Source organism: Exiguobacterium sp. QJM3NY_9 (assembly GCF_056173545.1).
Genome location: NZ_CM149679.1, coordinates 980215 through 1000591, shown reverse-complemented (window position 1 = coordinate 1000591; position 20377 = coordinate 980215). Strand labels below are relative to the sequence as shown.

General features: G+C 48.5%; 18 protein-coding genes and 2 other annotated features (1 of these 20 cut by a window edge). Of the genes, 1 reads left to right on the top strand and 17 read right to left on the bottom strand.

All coding sequences use genetic code 11. The features are described 5' to 3' along the window. Positions 1–103: a binding site (T-box leader), on the bottom strand; it reaches 144 nt to the left of the window's first position. A gap of 51 nt (positions 104–154) precedes the next feature. Beyond that, positions 155–388: a binding site (T-box leader), on the bottom strand. Positions 389–438: 50 nt separating this feature from the next. The 8 genes from AC0VYQ_RS04975 to AC0VYQ_RS04940 all read right to left on the bottom strand — a co-directional run bounded on the left by AC0VYQ_RS04975 (position 439) and on the right by AC0VYQ_RS04940 (position 10101). After that, the gene (locus AC0VYQ_RS04975) at positions 439–1713 is read right to left on the bottom strand and encodes a dihydrolipoamide acetyltransferase family protein (RefSeq protein ID WP_475404355.1); all 1275 of its coding nucleotides are present in this window, start codon (positions 1711–1713) and stop codon (positions 439–441) included. Between the two features lie 13 nt (positions 1714–1726). Next, complete coding sequence (locus AC0VYQ_RS04970) at positions 1727–2710, bottom strand: alpha-ketoacid dehydrogenase subunit beta (protein WP_088836623.1); 984 nt, start codon at positions 2708–2710, stop codon at positions 1727–1729. Further along, positions 2707–3720 carry a thiamine pyrophosphate-dependent dehydrogenase E1 component subunit alpha gene (locus AC0VYQ_RS04965; RefSeq protein WP_029333083.1) on the bottom strand — a complete coding sequence of 338 codons (1014 nt, stop codon included), beginning with the start codon at positions 3718–3720 and terminating at the stop codon, positions 2707–2709. Before AC0VYQ_RS04965 ends, AC0VYQ_RS04970 begins: the two co-directional genes overlap by 4 nt. Positions 3721–3733: 13 nt before the next feature. Continuing rightward, complete coding sequence (lpdA, locus tag AC0VYQ_RS04960; protein ID WP_214801013.1) at positions 3734–5155, bottom strand: dihydrolipoyl dehydrogenase; 1422 nt, start codon at positions 5153–5155, stop codon at positions 3734–3736. Continuing rightward, positions 5125–6228 carry a butyrate kinase gene (buk, locus tag AC0VYQ_RS04955; protein WP_475404354.1) on the bottom strand — a complete coding sequence of 368 codons (1104 nt, stop codon included), beginning with the start codon at positions 6226–6228 and terminating at the stop codon, positions 5125–5127. Before buk ends, lpdA begins: the two co-directional genes overlap by 31 nt. A 13-nt stretch (positions 6229–6241) precedes the next feature. After that, positions 6242–7366: a Leu/Phe/Val dehydrogenase gene (locus AC0VYQ_RS04950; RefSeq protein ID WP_088836620.1), complete on the bottom strand. Its 1125-nt coding sequence runs from the start codon at positions 7364–7366 to the stop codon at positions 6242–6244. Between the two features lie 13 nt (positions 7367–7379). Next, positions 7380–8300, bottom strand: coding sequence for a phosphate butyryltransferase (gene yqiS / locus AC0VYQ_RS04945; protein WP_475404353.1), 921 nt, complete (start codon positions 8298–8300; stop codon positions 7380–7382). 145 nt (positions 8301–8445) lie between these two features. Further along, positions 8446–10101, bottom strand: coding sequence for a sigma-54 interaction domain-containing protein (locus AC0VYQ_RS04940; RefSeq protein WP_088836618.1), 1656 nt, complete (start codon positions 10099–10101; stop codon positions 8446–8448). A gap of 121 nt (positions 10102–10222) precedes the next feature. Between AC0VYQ_RS04940 and AC0VYQ_RS04935 the strand changes: the two genes are divergently transcribed. Continuing rightward, positions 10223–10477, top strand: coding sequence for a DUF2627 family protein (locus AC0VYQ_RS04935; RefSeq protein WP_029333078.1), 255 nt, complete (start codon positions 10223–10225; stop codon positions 10475–10477). Between the two features lie 781 nt (positions 10478–11258). Here the strand turns inward: AC0VYQ_RS04935 and spo0A are convergent. From spo0A to folD, 9 genes are all read right to left on the bottom strand, one after another. Then, positions 11259–11972, bottom strand: a complete 714-nt coding sequence (gene spo0A, locus AC0VYQ_RS04930) for a sporulation transcription factor Spo0A (RefSeq protein WP_214893056.1) — start codon at positions 11970–11972, stop codon at positions 11259–11261. A 3-nt stretch (positions 11973–11975) separates the two neighbouring features. Continuing rightward, positions 11976–13682, bottom strand: coding sequence for a DNA repair protein RecN (gene recN / locus AC0VYQ_RS04925; RefSeq protein ID WP_214810742.1), 1707 nt, complete (start codon positions 13680–13682; stop codon positions 11976–11978). Between the two features lie 12 nt (positions 13683–13694). Continuing rightward, the gene (gene ahrC / locus AC0VYQ_RS04920; RefSeq protein ID WP_088836615.1) at positions 13695–14144 is read right to left on the bottom strand and encodes a transcriptional regulator AhrC/ArgR; all 450 of its coding nucleotides are present in this window, start codon (positions 14142–14144) and stop codon (positions 13695–13697) included. A gap of 142 nt (positions 14145–14286) precedes the next feature. Next, complete coding sequence (locus AC0VYQ_RS04915; RefSeq protein WP_088836614.1) at positions 14287–15093, bottom strand: TlyA family RNA methyltransferase; 807 nt, start codon at positions 15091–15093, stop codon at positions 14287–14289. Between the two features lie 6 nt (positions 15094–15099). Next, a complete protein-coding gene (gene dxs / locus AC0VYQ_RS04910) occupies positions 15100–16986 on the bottom strand; it encodes a 1-deoxy-D-xylulose-5-phosphate synthase (protein WP_159172691.1) in 1887 nt (628 codons plus the stop codon). Between the two features lie 119 nt (positions 16987–17105). After that, positions 17106–17975, bottom strand: a complete 870-nt coding sequence (locus AC0VYQ_RS04905) for a polyprenyl synthetase family protein (protein ID WP_475404352.1) — start codon at positions 17973–17975, stop codon at positions 17106–17108. Beyond that, the gene (locus AC0VYQ_RS04900; protein WP_029333071.1) at positions 17972–18193 is read right to left on the bottom strand and encodes an exodeoxyribonuclease VII small subunit; all 222 of its coding nucleotides are present in this window, start codon (positions 18191–18193) and stop codon (positions 17972–17974) included. The genes AC0VYQ_RS04905 and AC0VYQ_RS04900 overlap by 4 nt, the downstream gene beginning before the upstream one ends. Before the next feature lies 1 nt (position 18194). After that, a complete protein-coding gene (xseA, locus tag AC0VYQ_RS04895; RefSeq protein ID WP_475404351.1) occupies positions 18195–19514 on the bottom strand; it encodes an exodeoxyribonuclease VII large subunit in 1320 nt (439 codons plus the stop codon). Continuing rightward, positions 19511–20344 carry a bifunctional methylenetetrahydrofolate dehydrogenase/methenyltetrahydrofolate cyclohydrolase FolD gene (gene folD, locus AC0VYQ_RS04890; RefSeq protein ID WP_088836611.1) on the bottom strand — a complete coding sequence of 278 codons (834 nt, stop codon included), beginning with the start codon at positions 20342–20344 and terminating at the stop codon, positions 19511–19513. Before folD ends, xseA begins: the two co-directional genes overlap by 4 nt. Positions 20345–20377: the final 33 nt, after the last annotated feature.

Sequence of the window (20377 nt, the reverse complement as noted above, 5' to 3'; positions counted from 1 at the left end):
TCATGAGACCATTCATTAAACCTCCCTGTGCCGAAGTCCCACCCTTCTCCGGCTCTCTGAAACAGTGATGTGTTTAACTACTTAACTCATTCATCGATTTTTTTATGTTGTTGTATACGAAAAGGGTCTTCCTGTCCTTCATGTGATGATTCACATGAAGGACGGGAAAACCCGCGGTACCACCTTCGTTGACTATACAATAGTCCCCTCGAACGAACCGGCGCACCTGATTCGTCGTCCTCGATAACGGGAGGTCACCGTCAGAGCCTACTTCAAGTTCGGTCTGATGCTCAAAAGCCCATTCACCTGTTTCCCGATACTGATTCGCACCACCCATCAGCTCTCTTCAATCGTTTCACGGGCTACTCTTCTTCATCGTAGCGTTGTGTTGTTCAATTGTTTATTATATTACGTCGCTTCGACCGACCTGTCAACTATTTAGTATAAAGCGAGTTGATCCGGGTCGATCGATTCGAGCGCCTGCTTGACCGTCTGCAGGAATTGACCGGCCACTAACCCGTCAAGTACACGGTGATCGATCGACATACATAAGTTCACCATGTCACGTGCTGCGAACATCCCGTTGACCCAAACCGGGCGCTTGACGATTGATTCGACTGATAAAATCGCCGCTTGCGGGAAGTTCAAGATTGGTGCCGATTGAATCGAACCGAATGAACCTGTGTTATTGACGGTAAACGTACCACCTTGCATCTCGCTTGACGATAACTTGCCGGCCTGTGCTCGTTTACCGAAGTCATCGATCGCCCGAGCGAGTCCTTTAATACTCAATTCATCCGCATGTTTGACGACCGGGACAAATAACGCTTCTTGCGTCGCGACGGCGAGTGATAAGTTGATCGCCCGTTTTTGAATGATTTTATCGCCTGCCCACTGTGAGTTCATGATCGGGTGTTTCTTCAGTCCTTCGACTGTCGCTTTCATGAAGAACGGTAAGAACGTCAATTTGACGCCTTCTTGTTTGAAGAACTGATCTTTATGACGATTCCGTGCTTCGACCAAATTCGTCACGTCGACTTCAACCATCAACCAGGCGTGAGGTGCTTCCTGTTTCGAGCGCACCATGTTACTGGCGATCGCTTGACGGACACCCGCCGTCGGAATTTCAATATCGCCGTCTTCCGTCGTACTCATCGTCGGTTTTGGCGCAGACTTCGGTGCCGGTGCCTCGACTGCCGCTTTCGCCGGCGTCGGTACGGTCTCAATCGTCGGGGCCTCGACAACATCCGGCTGATTGACTTGACCGGATTCAACGAGCTTCAGCAAATCTTTGCGTGTAATCCGGCCGCCCGCTCCCGTCCCGTTGACGTGATCGAGATTAATGCCGTGTTCTGCTGATAACTTCAGCACAGCTGGTGAATAGCGTTTTTTCATCGACTGATCCGTTTCCGTCATCTGCTCTTTTACAGCCGGGATTTCTTCTTCAGTCGCTGCGACTTCCGTCGATCCACCACTGACTTGTAACGTGACGATTGCTTCCCCGACTTGGAGCGTGTCCCCTTCTTCAGCAAGCAGCTTGTCGATGACACCATCAAACGACGATGGTACTTCGGCTGTCACTTTATCGGTGATGACTTCAGCAATCGGATCATACTTTTTGACGGTATCTCCTGGTTTGACGAGCCATAACGAAATCGTTCCTTCCGTCACGCTCTCACCAAGTTGTGGCATCGTTAATGTTTCTGTCTTCATTGACGGGTCCCCCTCAGTACGCGTAGAGCGTCCGGATTTTATCTTCGATTTTTTCGCTTGAGATGTTGAAGAACTTCTCCATCGTCGGTGCGTATGGCATCGCCGGTACATCGGGGCCGCACAACCGTTCGACTGGTGCATCCAAATCGAACAAAGCTTCTTCCGCGATGATTGCCGAGACTTCACTCATGACACTGCCTTCTTTATTGTCTTCCGTCACGAGCAAGACTTTACCCGTTTTTTGTGCCGCTGCGACGACTGCCGCCCGGTCGATCGGATAGACGGTCCGAAGATCAAGGATATGGACGTCGATGCCGTCTTTTTCAAGACGTGCTGCTGCGTCAAGCGCCATTTGGACACAAAGTCCGTATGAGATGACGGTGACGTCTTCTCCGTCCCGTTTGACATCAGCTTTCCCGATTTCAACCGTGTAGTCTTCTTCCGGAACTTCACCTTTTAACAACCGATATCCCCGTTTATGTTCAAAGAACAGCACAGGATCATTCGAGCGAATCGCTGCCTTCAATAACCCTTTGGCATCGTATGGGTTTGACGGAATGACGATTTTTAGACCCGGCGTCGAATTGAACATCGCTTCGACTGATTGCGAATGGTACAACGCACCATGAATTCCGCCACCAAAGGGTGCGCGGATGACGATTGGACAAATCCAGTCGTTGTTCGAACGGTACCGGATTTTTGCCGCTTCACTGACGATTTGGTTGACGGCCGGCATGATGAAGTCGGCGAACTGCATCTCAGCAATCGGACGCATACCATACATGGCGGCTCCAATCCCGACACCCGCAATCGCACTCTCAGCAAGTGGTGCATCGATGACACGTTCTTCCCCGAACTGCTCGAGCAATCCTTGTGTCGCCCGGAATACTCCACCACGGACACCGACGTCTTCTCCTAAGATAAAGACAGAATCATCCCGTTCCATTTCTTCTTTAATCGCGCTATTGATGGCTTCAATTAAACTTAATGTCGTCATTTCGTTTCCTCCTCGTCGTACACGTAACGAAGTGCGTTTTCCGGTAAGTCATACGCCGCTGCTTCTGCATAAGCCGTCGCTTCTTCGACTTCACGTTCGAGCGTCGTCTCGATTTCTGTCGCTGACTCCTCCGTCAAGACACCCATATCAATCAATTTCGCCCGGAAAATCTTGATGCCGTCGCGTGTTTTCAGTTCTGCCAGTTCTTCTGCCGAACGATACGATTTATCATCATCGTCTGACGAGTGAGGGACAAGGCGTTCAACTTCGACTTCGATCAACGTCGGACCTTCCCCACGAATGCCACGGTCACGTGCTTCCTTGACTGCTTTATAGACGGCGAGTGGATCAATCCCGTCAATCGTCACACCCGGCATGCCATAGCCGATTGCGCGGTCTGCGACATGTTTCGCTGACAATTGTTTCGAGAGTGGTGTTGAAATCGCATATTTATTGTTCTCACAGAAGAGAATGACCGGTAATTTATGAATCCCGGCAAAGTTTGCCCCTTCATGGAAATCCCCTTGGTTCGATGATCCTTCACCAAACGAAACGTACGCGACAAGTGGTTCCTTACGCATCTTCGCAGCCAGGGCGATCCCGACCGCATGCGGGACTTGTGTCGTGACAGGGCTTGATCCCGTGACGATGTTTAAAGCACGTGAGCCGTAGTGTCCCGGCATTTGACGTCCACCTGAGTTCGGATCTTCCGCTTTCGCGAACGCAGACAACATGATGTCACGCGATGTTTGACCGAAATGAAGGACGACCCCTAAATCACGGTAGTACGGTAAAATATAATCCGTTCCTTTTTCGAGTGCGAATGCCGCCCCGACTTGCGCCGCCTCTTGCCCTTGGCAAGAAACGAGGAACGGAATCTTACCGGCCCGGTTCAATTTCCACATCCGCTCATCGATTTTTCGTGCCCGTACCATCGTCTCAAACATCTGGATTGCATCCTGCTCCGTCAGTCCGAGCTCAACGAGTTCTTTAAATTCTATTTTTTCCATCTGTTATTCCTCCTTATGCGTGAACCGCTAATCCGTCAACTGCTAATGCTGCTTCACCGAATGCTTCTGACAGGGCCGGGTGCGGGTGAACGAGCTGCCCGACTTCCCATGCCGTCGCATTCAAGACAAGCGCCAGCCCGCCTTCGCTAATCAGTTCCGTCGCTTTTGGTCCGACGATATGGACGCCGACTAAATCGTCCGTTTTGGCATCAGAGACCAGCTTGATGAATCCGGCGGCTTCGCCTTCGATGCGTGCCTTACCGAGTCCGTTAAACGAAAACATCCCCGTTTTGACGTCCATTCCGGCATTTTTTGCTTCAGCTTCCGTCAGCCCGACCGAAGCTGCTTCCGGTACACTGTAGATACAGCGCGGGACAAACGCGTAGTTGAGCGGCGTCGTCGATCCATTGACGATTGCTTCGACCGCTTTTGCGCCTTCAGCGGATGCAACGTGTGCCAGTTGCAGACGTCCGATGACATCGCCAATCGCATAGATATGATTGTCTTTCGTTCGGAAATCATCATCGACTTGAATAAACCCGTTTTCGACGACGATGTTCGTGTTCTCAAGCCCGATCCCTTCGACGTTCGCCATCCGTCCGATTGCGACAAGTAACTTGTCCGCCGCAAGCGTCGTGATGTCACCATTTCGATCGACGTCGATCGTCACACCGGACTCCGTCATCTTGAAGCTGTCACTTTGCGCAGCCGCGCTCGTCAAAATCTTGACCCCGCGTTTTTTCAACTGACGGGCGACTTCACGGCTGACCGCCTGATCTTCAGTTGGTAAAATCCGGTCGCTGAACTCGACGACCGTGACATTGACATCAAAGTCCGTCAACATTGAGGCCCACTCGATTCCGATGACCCCCCCGCCGATGATGACGATCGAGTCAGGTAACGCATTCATGTCGAGTGCTTCATCCGAACTGAGGACATATTCGGAATCAAACGACAGACCGGCTAGCGGACGCGGACGTGATCCTGTCGCGACAATCAATTGGCGCGGTAAAATCAATTCCCCTTCCCCTTCTTCCGGTTCGACACTGATTGTCCCCGGCATCGGTGAAAAGATGCTTGGTCCAAGAATCGATCCCCGACCATGGAAGACTTCGATTTTGCCTTTTTTCATCAAATGTTGAATCCCGGATTCCAGTCCATCGATGATGTCTTGTTTCCGTTGTTTGACCTGTTCGAATCGTAAAAACGACTCCGGTACGTCGACGCCATATGTAGCGGCGTGTTTGACTGTCTGATAGACCGCTGCTGATTTCAAGAGTGCCTTTGAAGGGATACAGCCACGGTGTAAACAGGTTCCCCCGAGTTTTCCTTGTTCTACGATTGCAACCGTCTTGCCGGCTTGTGCAGCGCGAATTGCTGCGACATAACCACCCGGTCCGCCACCTAAGACAACGACGTCGAATTCTCTAGCCATGTTGGTTCGCCTCCATATTCCTTAACTTCTTCTTCTCCACGTAAAACGCGTATTACACCTTCCGCAAGTGCACGTAACTCATCTTCACCCGGAATCCGGATCACTTGTCCGAGGTGTGCGATGCGTTCTTCGATTGCACTCGTCAACCGGTCACTGTATGCTAAGCCACCCGTTAAAATGATGGCATCGATTTGACCATATAAGACTGCACTTTGGGCAGCAATTTCTTTTGCAATCCGGTAAGCCATCGCGTCGTACAGTAAGGCAGCCTTCTCGTCCCCGGCATCGATTCGACGTTCAATTTCGATTGCGTCAAATGTCCCTAGGTGCGCGACAAGTCCGCCTGACCCTACGACCAGACGCTTCATTTCCTCGAGTTTATACTTGGTACTATAACATAGTTCTACTAGTTGACCAACAGGAAGGGACCCGCTTCGTTCCGGCGAAAATGACCCTTCCCCGTCAAGACCATTATTGACATCGATGACCCGTCCGTCGAGATGTGCACCGACGGTAATCCCGCCTCCCATGTGTGCGACGATCAGACGCATTTCCTCATACGGCATCTCCGCTTGTTTCGCATATCGTTTCGCGACTGCTTTTTGATTCAAGGCATGAAAAATGCTTTTGCGTTCAAGTTCAGGTAATCCCGTAAGTCGGGCAATCGGCTCAAGTTCGTCTACAACGACCGGGTCGACGATGAACGATGGGATGGATAATGTCCGGGCGATTTCGTCTGCTAATAGACCTCCAAGATTCGATGCATGGACGCCAAAAATACCACTCAACAAATCTTCACGCATTTCCTGGTTGACGGCATACGTCCCACTGACGAGCGGACGAAGCAGGCCACCGCGCCCGACAACCGCCGTAAGCGCTTTCAATTCAATCTTTTCTTGTGCCAATACATCCAACACCACTTGACGCCGTATTTCCAGCTGAACGTGAAGCGGTCCTCCGACCGCTTCAGCTGGGTGGCGTAACGTCTTCGCAAACAACTGCTCCGTTCCTTCGAAGATTCCAATCTTCGTCGAAGTCGAACCTGGATTGATCGTTAAAATACGTTCGCTCATCTGAATCCTCCTCTTATCCGCGTGACCCTAAGATATTTTTATCACGACGTAAGAATTGACTGCGTGCACTGCGCATCGTCGCAATCCGCTCTTCTGCCATTTTTTCAGCTGCACGATACGTCGGCAAGTGGTCACGTTTTGAAATCTCGATGACTTTTGCAACAGCGTCATACACAAGTTCAACTTTTTTCATTGCCCGGTCACGGTTGTATCCATCCAGTTCGTCCGCGACGTTGATGACACCACCTGCATTGATGACGAAGTCTGGTGCGTACAGAATACCGCGTTCTTCGAGCATGTCACCGTGGCGATCTTCTTTCAGCTGGTTGTTTGCCGCACCGGCGATGACTTTGACTTTCAGTTGAGGAATCGTTTCGTCGTTCAATGTTGCCCCAAGCGCACATGGTGCGAAGATATCGGCGTCAACGCTGTAAATTTCATCTGGTCCGACAATTAAAGCACCGAATGCTTCTTCCGCACGACGTAAGGCATCTTGATTGATGTCCGTGACGATTAATTTTGCACCTTCTTCATGGAGATGGCGGCAAAGATTGAATGCCACGTTCCCGACACCTTGGATGGCAATGGTTTTTCCGCCAAGCGAATCTGTTCCGTAGACTTCTTTGGCTGCCGCTTTCATCCCGCGGTAAACACCGTACGCTGTGACCGGTGACGGGTTTCCGCTTGAACCGAAGGCTGGACTGACACCTGTCACGAAATCTGTTTCCATATGAATATAATCCATGTCAGCAACGGTCGTATTGACGTCCTCTGCTGTGATGTAACGCCCGTTCAATGATTGAACATAACGGCCGAACGCACGGAATAATGCTTCTGATTTTTGAGTTTTTGCATCACCGATGATGACGGCTTTCCCGCCACCGAGGTTGAGGCCCGCTGCTGCATTTTTATACGTCATCCCTTTTGATAAACGAAGAGCATCAACTAATGCTTCTTCGTCAGATGCATAGTTCCACATACGAAGACCGCCAAGTGCAGGGCCGAGCGTCGTATCGTGGATGGCGATGATGGCTTTTAACCCCGAAACTTTATCATGACAGAACACGACTTGTTCATAATCTTCCATTTCCATTGTTTCAAAGATACTAAAGCGTGTTTCTACATTTGTTTCAACCATTTTAAGTTCCTCCTCAGATTGTTTGTTTGATTTTTTTCGTTTGTTGCGCATTAAGTAAAGCAAAGGCTAATGAATAGAGTTTCGCTTCTGCCGTATCTGCCCGACTTGTCAATACGACGGGTGCTTTCGCTCCAACTAAAATGGCTGCGACTGAAGCATGTGCAAAATACATCAGTGATTTATAAATGACGTTCCCGACTTCAATTTGTGGCACGACAAGAAGATCTGCTGCCCCCGCAACGTCACCTGTCAGTCCTTTTTGTTTGGCTGCGTCTAGATTGACGGCGTTATCAAGCGCGAGTGGTCCATCGACAAGGCAATCCTTGATTTGACCGCGGCGGTTCATCTGTGTCAATAAGGCGGCGTCGATCGTCGCCTGCATTGTCGGATTAACGACCTCGACTGCTGCGAGGACGGCTACTTTCGGAAGTGTATAGCCGATTGCGCGAAGTGCCGATACCCCGTTTTCAATGATGTGGACCTTATCTTCAAGCGTCGGTGCGATATGAATCGCGGCATCCGTCAAACCAATTGCCGATTCGCGACCTGGTACTTCAAACAATGCGACATGAGATAAGACGTTCCCCGAACGTAATCCCATCTCTTTGTTCAGAACGGCTTTCATGAACGTTGCTGTCGGAACAAGTCCTTTCATCAAGACGCTCGCATCCCCTTTACGTACAGCGTAAGCTGCACGTTCTGCTGCCTCTTGAGCAGTCGCAGTGTGTGTGATCACAAATTGCGACTCTGACAATCCACGCGCATGGATCATCTGTTGAATCCGGGTCGCATCCCCAAATAAATGAAAGCGAGCTAAATCATGTTCAATCGCAAGTGCGACGGCATCCATGACTTCTTCGTCATCCGCGGAAGCAATCGCAACGATTGAATCCTCAAGCTGAGCAGCTTGTTTTAGCATTTGATCAAACTTCACTTTGTTTCCCCCTAACCTGTCACTCAATAAATCTATTAGCAATTTTCATGCCAATATGAAAACGCTCTCTTTTTGGCATGAACCCCTTCTTAATTTTGCATTTAATTGCATTCAATGCAATATGTTGCACGCAAAAAATTGCAAATTATTGATAAATATTAAATCGCTCCACTTTATAATACAAAGCACGCAAGGAAATGCCGAGTTGTTTAGCGGCTTCTGTTTTATTGCCATCAAAAGCCTCGAGAGCTTCGCGAATCAAACGTTCCTCGACATAAGACATCTCGTCAGACAGATGCTTAATTTCTTTTTTAGGACGTTCAACTTGTTTTTTAGCGACCGGATGATCGAGCTGGAGGTGGCCTTTTCGTAAAACATCTTCCGTCTTGTCCGTAAAGATCAACGCACGACCGATGACATTCTCAAGCTCACGGACATTTCCTTTCCACTCCTGCTTTCGAATCACTTCCAGTGCATCTTCCGAAATCCGGGCGACGGACCGGCCATAACTTTGATTTAACTTCCGTAGCAAGTGCGTTGATAGCGGCAAAAGATCATCCGGGCGTTCACGCAAGGCTGGTATGTGAATCGGAAGGCGATTGATCCGGTAGTAAAGATCTTCGCGAAACTCACCGGTAATGATTTTTTGCTCCAGGTTCGCATTTGTCGCTGCAATGATTCTTACATCGACCGGTACCGATTTCGTCCCACCGACGCGAACGACTTCATTTTCTTGTAAGACCCGTAATAACTTCACTTGTACATCGAGCGGCAGTTCTCCAATTTCATCAAGAAAAAGTGATCCGCCATGCGCCTCTTCAAAATAACCACGCTTTCCACCACGGCGCGCTCCCGAGAACGCTCCTTCTTCATAACCAAACAGCTCACTCTCTAACAGACTAGGAGCGATTGCTGCACAGTTAACACGGACAAGCTGTTCGTATCGCCGCTCACTCGCAGCGTGAATCGCATGCGCAAACAATTCTTTGCCTGTTCCTGACTCTCCCCGAATCAAGACATTAACCGGCATCGTTGCAGCAAGCTTTGCTTGATCGACGACGAAACGCATCGCTTCACTTTCAGCGATGATATCGTCAAACGTATATTTCGCCTCGAGTGTCCGAATTTTTTGACGCGCCGCCTTCAATTCTTTCGCGAGCGCCTTCATTTCAGAAATATCACGAATGACACCAACCGACCCCCGAACTTGCCCATCCACGACGACCGGTTCCGCATTGACGATGATATCACGTCGATCGTGTCCAATCTTCATCCGCGCATCACGAACACTTTCACCCGTCTCAAGGACGCGCAGGTGAACCGATTCCTGCATCCCGATGTCAGCGCTTGCTGGTTTACCGATGACGTCCTGTCCACTGTACCCCGTCATTCGTGTATAGGCCGGATTGATTAACATCGTTTGACCGTCTTGATCGGCAACCGAAATTGCCTCACTTGTACAATGAATGATGGCTTCAAGCATTCGTTCTTTTTCCGTCAGCCGTTCAATCAGAACGCGTACGAATTCCCCCGGCAGAACGGCTGCTTCGGGAAAGAATTGAATCAACTGTTCGAATACGCCACGTTTTCCCGTCGCATCGATGATGAAGTCGACCGTCGTTCCTTCAAAGGCAGTCCAAGATGTCTCGACACGAATTTCTCCGCGTCTTGCCAGCTGAAGACCTGGTGCTTGTTCATTTGAATCAACGACTCCGATGACCGTCAAGAGCGGTGAACGTTGGAAGGCATGTAGCACTTCCGTCCCGCCTTGTCCGGCACCGACAATCAGAAGATGATGCATCGTTATTCCCCCTTTGAAACTGCTTACATCTTTATCCTACCTATAATAAAACAAGAGGGCAAACCCGATTCGCAGTCTTACCTGATTTTTGATACAATACGCTTGGAAAGGGGTCACTTCTATGCGAATCATCGGACTACTAACTTTATTGATTCCTGGCATCATTGGAGCCATCGGAATCAAACTTATGCGTGACAGTGTCTTTTTAATTGCCCAGTTCCCGTTTGCATACCTTGGGGACTCGGCCTATGTATATGTTTTACAGGGGGTTGTCGGACTCGCCTTAGCGATGGGTGGGATTGGTTTTGTCGCAGGGTATGTTTTTTATCGTGATAAGAAACGTGGAAAAGTCTCCGAACGGTATCAAAAAAAGTGAACACAGAAAAAGGTCCCCATCTCTTGAACTCATTTCAAGCGCGGGACCTTTTACTCATATAAAGTTGGATTCACGTACGGATGAACTCCTCTCATAGTAGAACTATTCGTGTACTTCAATACCATAGGTTGTCCTCTTAATGAAGAGGTTGAAAGAAATCAGATCTGGCTATCGAGCGATCGATAGAATGGTGATACTACTCCATTATCTGACTGTACTTGGACCTAGGTGAAGCTTAATGTCATCCGCTTCGAGCAGTAACACTTTCGGTTGCTAACAATCACTGCTAGACAACACTCCTTTTCACGAACTGTACTTGTATTTCGGACATTTACGTTACCTTCCACTTTCCCCTTGCTTTGAAATCATGGAAGTCCCTATCACTTCGAGATTCTCATCTAGAAATGATACGAAAGGTCTTGATAAAACATCTATCAAGAGAATGTTGTCCATCATTCTTGAGCTATTTACAGGTAGCGTCCTGAGATGAGGCTTGTGGAATGGGTTCTCCGGAAACCGATTCGACTCGACGTTCATCTGACGTCTTTCCAAATGATTTGGTACCTTTATTATAACAAACATTTCAGTTTATGCAATGTTTTTTTATTGAATATTCTAATAAATATAAATAATTTCTTTTATTACTTCGTCACTCGCGCCTCTCACATCTCCCCCTCTTCGTTCTCACGGACGAGCTATCAGCTTTACAAGGCACTTTCTAGCAAAAATCATTTTGATTCACAGTAAAGACCACTCGATCTCACGGATCGAGTGGTCAATTTCAAGACGGTTTCATATAATTTGAGACGTACGAGATGAACTCGGAATTTTTCGGACTCTTTTCTTGTTCAATCCGACCTGTGAACAGGGTATGTTCACTCATCCCTTCTTTCCAGGCCGATTTAATTGCATGACGCATCGCACGCTCGACACGAGATGACGTCGTCACGTGGTTGCGTGCAATCGTCGGATATAACTCTTTTGTGATTAATCCGAGCAGTTCTTCACGTTCTAAAACGAGTCCAACCGCATCTTTTAAGTAGGTGAATCCCTTAATATGCGGCGCAATCCCGACTTCTCGTAAAACGGTCGCTATTTTCGAATCCATCGTTTCCGGTTGAATCGTTGGATTATTGTTCGTCACGAGGCGAATTTTGTTGACTAACTGATTCATGCTGAACGGTTTCAGCAAGAAATAAGCAGCACCTAACGTCACTGCCTGTTGTGATACCTCATCTTTACCGAAGGCACTCAACATGATGACAGCCGGATTATTTTTTTGTTTCATCAATTCTTCGAGGACCCCTAATCCATCCAGGTGCGGCATGATGATGTCTAGCAACAACACATCGGTCTCGACTTCTTTTAATTTCTCAAGACACTTCTCCCCATCATATGCGACACATACGACTTCCATATCCTCTTGAGTAGCGAGATGCTGGCGAATCAATTCGACCATCTCTCGGTTGTCATCTGCGATCCCGACTCTAATCAATCCTTACACCCCATTTTTAAGCGATTCCTTCATACTCATTGCTTGGTCCATCAATTCTTCCGCATGACGAAGCGTCAAGTCCGTCATATGTGTTCCGGAAATCATCCGTCCAAGCTCATTTCCACGGTCTGCTTCCGTCAAGACGTTGACCTGTGTCGTCGTCCGGTCCGTCTCTTCGACTTTACGAATGTAGAGATGCTGATCCGCCATCGAGGCGACTTGCGGCAAGTGTGTAATACAGAGCACTTGTCCTTCAATCGATAGACGATAGATTTTCTCCGCCATTGCTTGCGCGACCCGTCCCGATACCCCCGTATCGACTTCATCAAAAATAATTGATGCGACGCCGAGCGAACGCGAGAAGATTGACTTGAGTCCGAGCATGATCCGCGATAGCTCCCCTCCGGAAGCGACTTTCCCGAGCGATTTAAACGGTTCACCCGCATTGGTCATGATATAAAATTCAATTTGATCGATTCCATTTTTTCGTAAGGCCGGCGTTTTTCCATCTTGCATGAACCGAATTTCGAACCGTGCTTTTTCCATGTAGAGTTCACGCAGTTCTAAATGAATCGCCTCGCCAAGCAACTGTGCCGCTTTTCGGCGTGCCTTCGATAGCTTATTGCCAATCTCAAACAGCTCACTTTCAAGCAACTCGACTTCTGCCTTTAGCTTTTCAATGCGTTCATCACGATTCGTCATCGTATCAAGCTCAATCCCAATTTTTTCACCATAGGCGATGACTTCCTCGATTGTCGCACCATATTTCCGCTTCAGCTGTTGGAAAACAGATAAGCGCTGTTCAATTTCGTCTAACCGGTTCGAATCGAACTCTAATGTCTCAAGTTGATCACGAATCGCGTACCCGACTTCTTCAAGACCGTAAAAAGCGCTCGCGATGGCATCACTTTGATTCGCGAACTGATCATCGATGCTCGATGCTTGTTGCAGCTCCCGCATCGCATCCCCAACTGAATCAATCCCGCGCATTTCATCATGAAGCGCATCGTAGGCGGCTTTTAACGAATCGTGCAACTTTTCGAAGTTCGCGAGTCGGTTCCGTTCACTCAACAGTTCATCTTCTTCTCCTTGACGAAGGTTCGCACTCGTGATTTCTTCTGTCTGAAATGATAATAAATCAATCCGTTGTGCAAGTTCCTGCTCACTCTGTGCCAGTGATTGTAATGCCATCCGTTTTTCCTCGTACAGCCCGAACTTTTTTTGATACTCGTGCAGACGCGAGGAAATCGTCTCATGACCAAAATCATCAAGAATCGATTGGTGGTACGTATTTTCCATCAAGTGTTGGTGTTCATGTTGACCATGAAGATCCACGAGCACACGACCGAACTCACGTAAAATCGTCAGCGTGACGAGCTTATTATTGACACGACAAACACTTTTACCAGAAGCAAATAAGTCTCGGCGTAAAATGATGGATCCATCTTCGACGTCGATGCCATATTCTTCAGCTAATGTGTAGACCATATGCCCGTCCTCAATCATGAACAGTCCTTCGAGTTCCGCCTTATCTTCGCCATAACGAACAAATTCAGCAGAACCCCGCCCGCCAATCAATAAACCGATTGCATCGAGGACGATGGATTTACCAGCACCCGTTTCTCCAGTCAAGACAGTCATTCCTTTTTTGAAATGAATCTGCAGCTGGTCAATGATCGCGAATTGTTTGATCGATAATTCAGCTAACATCTTGTCAACTCCTTAAAGCATCCCTAAAATTCGTTCCGTCACTTCTTTTGCTGTATCTTCACTTCGAGCAATCATTAAAATCGTATCATCGCCACAAACCGTCCCGAGCAGTTCCGACCAGCCTAAGTGATCGAGTAGGACACCGATTGCATTGGCGTTACCCGGTAAGACATGCATGACAATCAAATTTTGAGCAAAATCAATCGAAATAAAGCTATCACCTAGTAAACGGCGTAATTTCCCTAATGGATTAAAACGCTGATCGGCAGGCAAACTATACTTATAACGGCCATCGTTTAACGGCACCTTTACAAGATGTAGCTCCTTAATGTCTCGTGATACAGTCGCTTGCGTCACTTTGTATCCAGCATTCCGAAGTTCTTCGACCAATTCATCTTGAGTCTCGATTTCAGATTGCGTAATGATTTCCCGAATCTTAATCAACCGTTGCCCCTTTGTCATCCTTGCACCTCGCTATATTCTTCGCTGTTACTATTGTAATCCAATAAATCATGAAAAGTCCACGTTTGCCATTTTTCGTACAGGTCGAAAAAAGAAGCAGACTCCAACATGACGAAGTCTGCTTCCATGATAGTTTTATTTTTTACAACGCTTGATGTGCCAGACGAACCGTATCCGCTGGGTCAACGATTGTTTCCATGCCGGGTGTTGTCAGCTGCGCATGTAAGAGAAACTCGATATTTCCTTCACCACCTGTAATCGGTGAAAAATCAAGTTGCTTCACATGGAACCCTTCACGAATGAAGAATTCGACCATCTCCTCAAGAACGCGTCCGTGAACACGTTCATCCCGAACGATTCCTTTTTTCCCGACATCGTCCCGTCCCGCTTCAAACTGTGGTTTGACGAGGGCAATGACGTCGCCCTCCTCAGCTAAAATCGTTTTCAGTGGTGGAATGATGAGACGAAGTGAAATAAAGGAGACATCGATTGTCGCGAAACTTGGTTGAACAGGAAACATGTCTCGTGTCGCATGACGGAAATTCGTTTTCTCCATCGCCGTCACACGAGGATCTGACCGAAGTTTCCAATCGAGTTGATTTGATCCAACATCGAGGGCGTACATATGTGCCGCACCATTTTGAAGGGCACAGTCCGTAAAACCACCTGTTGATGAACCGATATCGAGCCCTGTCCGGTCCGTCACGTCGATGTCAAAGACCTCAAGTGCCTTCTCCATCTTAAAACCACCGCGCCCGACGTATGGCATCACTTGTCCTTTAACGGCCAAGTCGATGTCGGACTTCACTTTTTCTCCTGCCTTCTCTAATCGTTCCGTTCCACTGAAGACGAGCCCGGCCATGATCGTCCGCTTCGCTTTTTCACGTGTTTCGCATAAACCGCGCTCGACGAGTAACACGTCGAGGCGGATTTTTTTAACATTTTCCATTAATCGTTACACACTCTGTTTCTTTCCTTGATTGACAAAAGCACGTACTTCTTCCGCGATTTGTCCAGGTAATAATCCGATTTCTTCAAGTAGCTCATTGACGCCACCGTGCTCGATATACCAATCTGGAATACCGAATCGTTTGACGCGCGGGAACGCTTCCTGCTCATTCGCATGTTCAAGAACTGCAGAACCGAAGCCGCCTTTTAAGACTGCTTCCTCCAGCGTGACGAGTGGAATACCTTCCGCATACAGTGCCTCCAACATCTTTCCGTCGAGTGGCTTGATTGTCCGCGCATTGATGACACGAACAGACAGTTCTCCCTCGAGCAGATCTGCGATTTTCAACGCATCTTGGACTTGTGGTCCGAATGCCATGATTGCAACATCCGTTCCTTCACGTTCGACTTCCCATGTATCGAGCGAAATTTCGTGTAACGTCTCATCCATCGTTACACCGATTCCTTCCCCTCTTGGGAAACGGACAGCAATTGGTCCTTCATACTTCACAGCCGAATAAAGTAAATGTTGCAGTTCGTTCTCGTCTTTCGCCATGACGATCCGGATATTCGGAACGTGGCGCATGAACGCGATATCGAAGACGCCTTGGTGTGTTTCTCCGTCTGCTCCGACAAGACCTGACCGGTCAATCGTAAACGTCACGTCAAGATTTTGACGCGCGACATCGTGGACAAGTTGATCGTAAGCTCGCTGGAAGAAGGTCGAATAAATGGAAACGACGGGTTTCATCCCTTGCGTCGCTTGACCCGCCGCGAACGTGACGGCATGTTGTTCCGCAATCCCGACATCAAACATTCGGTTTGGGAACTCCTTCTCAAAGCAATCGAGTTTTGAACCGACGCTCATTGCCGGTGTAATCAATGTTAATTTTTCATCATCTCGTGCCATCTTCGTCAACGTATTCGCGACCGTGAATGAATAACTCGGCGCTTTCGATTTACCTTTGATGACTTCACCAGACTCCATCTTGTATGGTCCGAGACCGTGCCAGGTTCCAACTCCATCATATTCAGCTGGGCGATACCCTTTTCCTTTTTTCGTGATGACATGAAGCAGGACAGGACCTTGCTCTTTTTTGACGTAATTCAACTGTTCAATCAAATCCGTCAAGTCATGTCCATCGACTGGACCGTAGTAGTTAAAACCGAGTTCTTCAAAGAACATTCCTGGAACAAGTGCTCCTTTGACGGCTTCTTTTAGTTTTTCACTACCTTTTTCAAGACTTCCACCAATCAGCGGGATTTTCTTGATTAATGTCTCAAGTTCATCTTGCGCATAACGGACTTTACGTGAAGAACGAATACGACCTAACATCTGATGCATCGCACCGACGTTCGGTGCAATCGACATCTCGTTATCATTAAGGATGACGATGACATTTTGTTGTTCCGCACCGATGTGGTTTAAAGCTTCAAGTGCCATTCCACCAGTCAATGCACCATCTCCGATGATCGCAATCGCGCGGTCGTCATTTCCTTTTAACTCGTTTGAGACGGCAATACCCATCGCTGCCGACAACGAGGTCGAACTATGCCCAGTTTCCCAGACGTCATGAATGCTTTCATTTCGTTTCGGGAATCCGCATAATCCTTTGTGTTTGCGTAACGTATCAAACTGTCCCGCACGTCCCGTCAAGATTTTATGCACGTATGCCTGGTGACCGACATCCCAAACAAATTTATCGTTCGGACTATCAAATTCTCGGTGAAGTGCTAATGTCAATTCGACGACACCTAGATTCGGTGCTAAGTGACCACCCGTCGTAGCCAATTCTTCAATCAAAAAGCGTCGGATGTCGCCTGCGAACACATCGAGTTCTGAGACTGACATACGCTTTAAAAATGACGGATCCTGTATTTCTGTCAACTTCATACCTTACCGCCTCTTTTCCTTACATTCTTATATCGTTTGTACCCTACATTGTACTAGAACAATCTAACGAACGCCACATAACTGGCACATAAAAAAGACGACGCCAGGCGTCGTCGATCTCAATGGTCACGCTTGACGACGAAGTCGAGCAAGTCCTTAAGTGTCGTCGCTTCGACCGATAACGCATCAATCGCTTCCTCAGCAGCTTGTACTTGTGCCGCAAGAGCCGTCTTCGCACCCTCTAGACCAAGTAGTTTCGGATAGGTCGCTTTGTCGTTTCCTTCGTCACTCCCGACCGGCTTACCAATCTTTTCAGCATCTCCCGTTACATCTAAAATATCATCTTGAATTTGGAAGGCGATTCCAAGATGACGTCCGTAACGTTGTAAGTGGACTACATCATCTTCATTTGCTCCAGCAAGGATTCCTCCTGCCTCAACAGCAAACACGAGTAATGCCCCCGTCTTGCGCCGATGAATTGATTCAAGAGCCTCGACATCATCAATGCCACCACGTTCACCGAGCATATCGTCAAGCTGTCCACCGACCATCCCGGCCGCTCCAGCTGCCATGGCGAGACGCTCGAGCAACTGAACCTTGATGTCTGCCGACGCGTCCGTCTCGAGTAAACAGGTAAAGGCATTCGTCAACAACGCATCGCCTGCTAAAATCGCTGTTGCTTCGTCAAACTCGATATGGTTCGTCTTACGCCCACGACGCATGTCATCATCGTCCATTGCTGGTAAATCGTCATGGATTAAAGAATATGTATGAATCATCTCAAGCGCTGCTGCCGTCGCGTCCCCTGTTGTCCGCGAGACACCGTATGCATCAAGGACAGCATAAATCAACGCCGGGCGGACACGCTTTCCTCCAGCATCGAGTGAATAGCGCATCGAAGCACGTAATTGTTCTGGTGCATCGAGTCGGGTCATAAATGATTCGAGCGCACGCTCGACTTGAGTTTTCCATTCCATCAAGGCAATCATTGTGCTCCCCCTTTTTCACGTAACGTTCCATCTTGTTCCAAGATTAAATCGAGTTTCTTTTCAGCTGTCGATAGTTTCCCCTGGCAAAGAGCAGTCAGTTTTACACCTTCCTCATACAACGTCATCGCTTGCTCAAGTGGGGCTTCCCCTTCTTCAAGCAATTCGACGATTTCTTCTAAGCGTTCTAACGCCGCTTCAAATGATTGTTCAGTGTCCATCTCACTCATCCTCTCGTTTCGCTAGAATACTTCCGTCATGAAACTGAATCCGGAAGGCGTCATCCGTCACTTGTTTTACCGATCGAACGACCTCTCCGTTTTGTTCGACATACGTATAACCACGTAATAAGACACGGGTCGGACTAACCGAGTCAAGGCGTGCCACCATTTGGTGCAATCGCTCATGCTTCATCTTCATGTACAGGCGAATCCGTTCCAACTGTTTACGCATCCGCTCAACTTCACGCGACTGCTCTTCAAGACGCTCCCGAACCGGAATCCGTGCTAAACGGTTCGATAGGTTCAACACGCCTTGCTGTTTCGTTAAAATGAGTTGTTTTCCGATCCGATTCAAGTTCATATCGGCCCGGTCAAGGCGCTCCTGTTTTAATCCAAGCAAAACGCGGGGAGACTTTAATCCATAACTCATTGCAAGCCGGGTCACTTGTTCCCGTCGGCTCTTGACGAAATAGTCATAGTTTCGTGTCAAACGTCGCTTCAGTTCACCAACTCGTTTTTCCAGTTCGGCCGCCTCTGGTGTTACGAGTTCGGCTGCAGCAGTCGGTGTCGCTGCCCGGACATCCGCGACGAAATCACTGATGGTAAAGTCCGTTTCATGACCGACTGCAGAAACAATCGGGATCTGCGACTCATAAATCGCCGTCACGACGTTCATTTCATTGAACGCCCAAAGTTCTTCGATCGAGCCGCCACCGCGACCAATGATTAACACGTCACACGCCTGACGCGCATTCATCTGTTCGATGGCACGAGTAATTTGCGGTGCCGCCTCTTTCCCTTGAACGAGCACTGGGGCGAAGACGATTGCCGCTTGCGGATACCGTCTCCGTAGTGTCGTCGCGATATCGTGAAGTGCCGCACCTTTTGGTGATGTGATGATTCCGACACGTTGCGGAAATGCTGGGAGCACTTTTTTTAACGCTGGATCGAACCACCCACGTTCTTCGAGTTGTTCTTTCAAGCGGACGAAAGCTTCATACAGGGCGCCGACGCCATCTTCCGTCATCCGCTCGACGTAGAGTTGCATCTCACCGGAAGCGAGATACACGGATAACCGCGCCGTCATGACGACACGCATCCCGTCTTTGATCGGTGATTTCAGGCGACTTGCGTCACGTGCGAACATGACCGCCTTCATCCGTGACTGGTCGTCCTTCAACGTAAAATAAAGGTGACCGGAAGAGTGTCGTTTAAAGTTCGACACTTCTCCCACCACCTGCACTTGCTGTAACAGCGAATCACTTTCAAGTTCACGTTTCACATACCCAACGAGCTCGGAAACTTGAAGTGGGTCATTCATCGTGCTGCCTCGATTGTATTATGGAGCAACATCGTGATCGTCATCGGACCGACACCGCCAGGAACGGGTGTGATCATCGAGGCGACCTCTTTGACCGAATCAAATTCGACGTCCCCGACCAGTTTACCGTCAACACGGTTGACACCGACATCGATGACGACAGCATCCGGCTTGACCATATCTGCCGTAATCAATTTTGGAACACCAACAGCGACAATCAAGATATCCGCTTGACGCGTCATCTCAGAAAGGTTTGCCGTCTTCGAGTGGCAGTAGCTGACTGTCGCGGATTCATTTAAAAATAACATCCCGACCGGTTTGCCGACGATTTGACTCCGACCGACGACGACGACGTGGCTGCCTTGGATCGGAACATTCATTTCTTTGACGAGGTGCAGAATTCCATTTGGGGTACATGGTAAGAACGTTGGTTCACCAATCATCATTTTCCCGACTGAGACCGGATGGAACCCATCGACGTCTTTGTCCGGTGAAATAGCGAAGATGACTTTACTCTCGTCGATTTGTTCCGGCAGCGGCAGTTGAACGAGAATTCCGTGGACACTCGCGTCTGCGTTTAGTCGTTCAATCAACTGGAGTAACTCCGATTCTGATGTTTCTGCCGGTAAACGAATCAAATCCGACTCCATGCCAATTTCTTGTGCCGCTTTTTCTTTCCCGCGGACATACGATTGGCTTGCTGGGTCTTCACCGATTAATACAACGGTCAATTTCGGTTGAATACGTTGTTCTTTCAGACGTGCGACTTCTTCTTTCAGCTTCAAACGATACGATTTTGCGATTTCTTTCCCATCGATTACTACTGCCATGATTTGTCCACTCCCCCAAAAAATTCGTTTCAC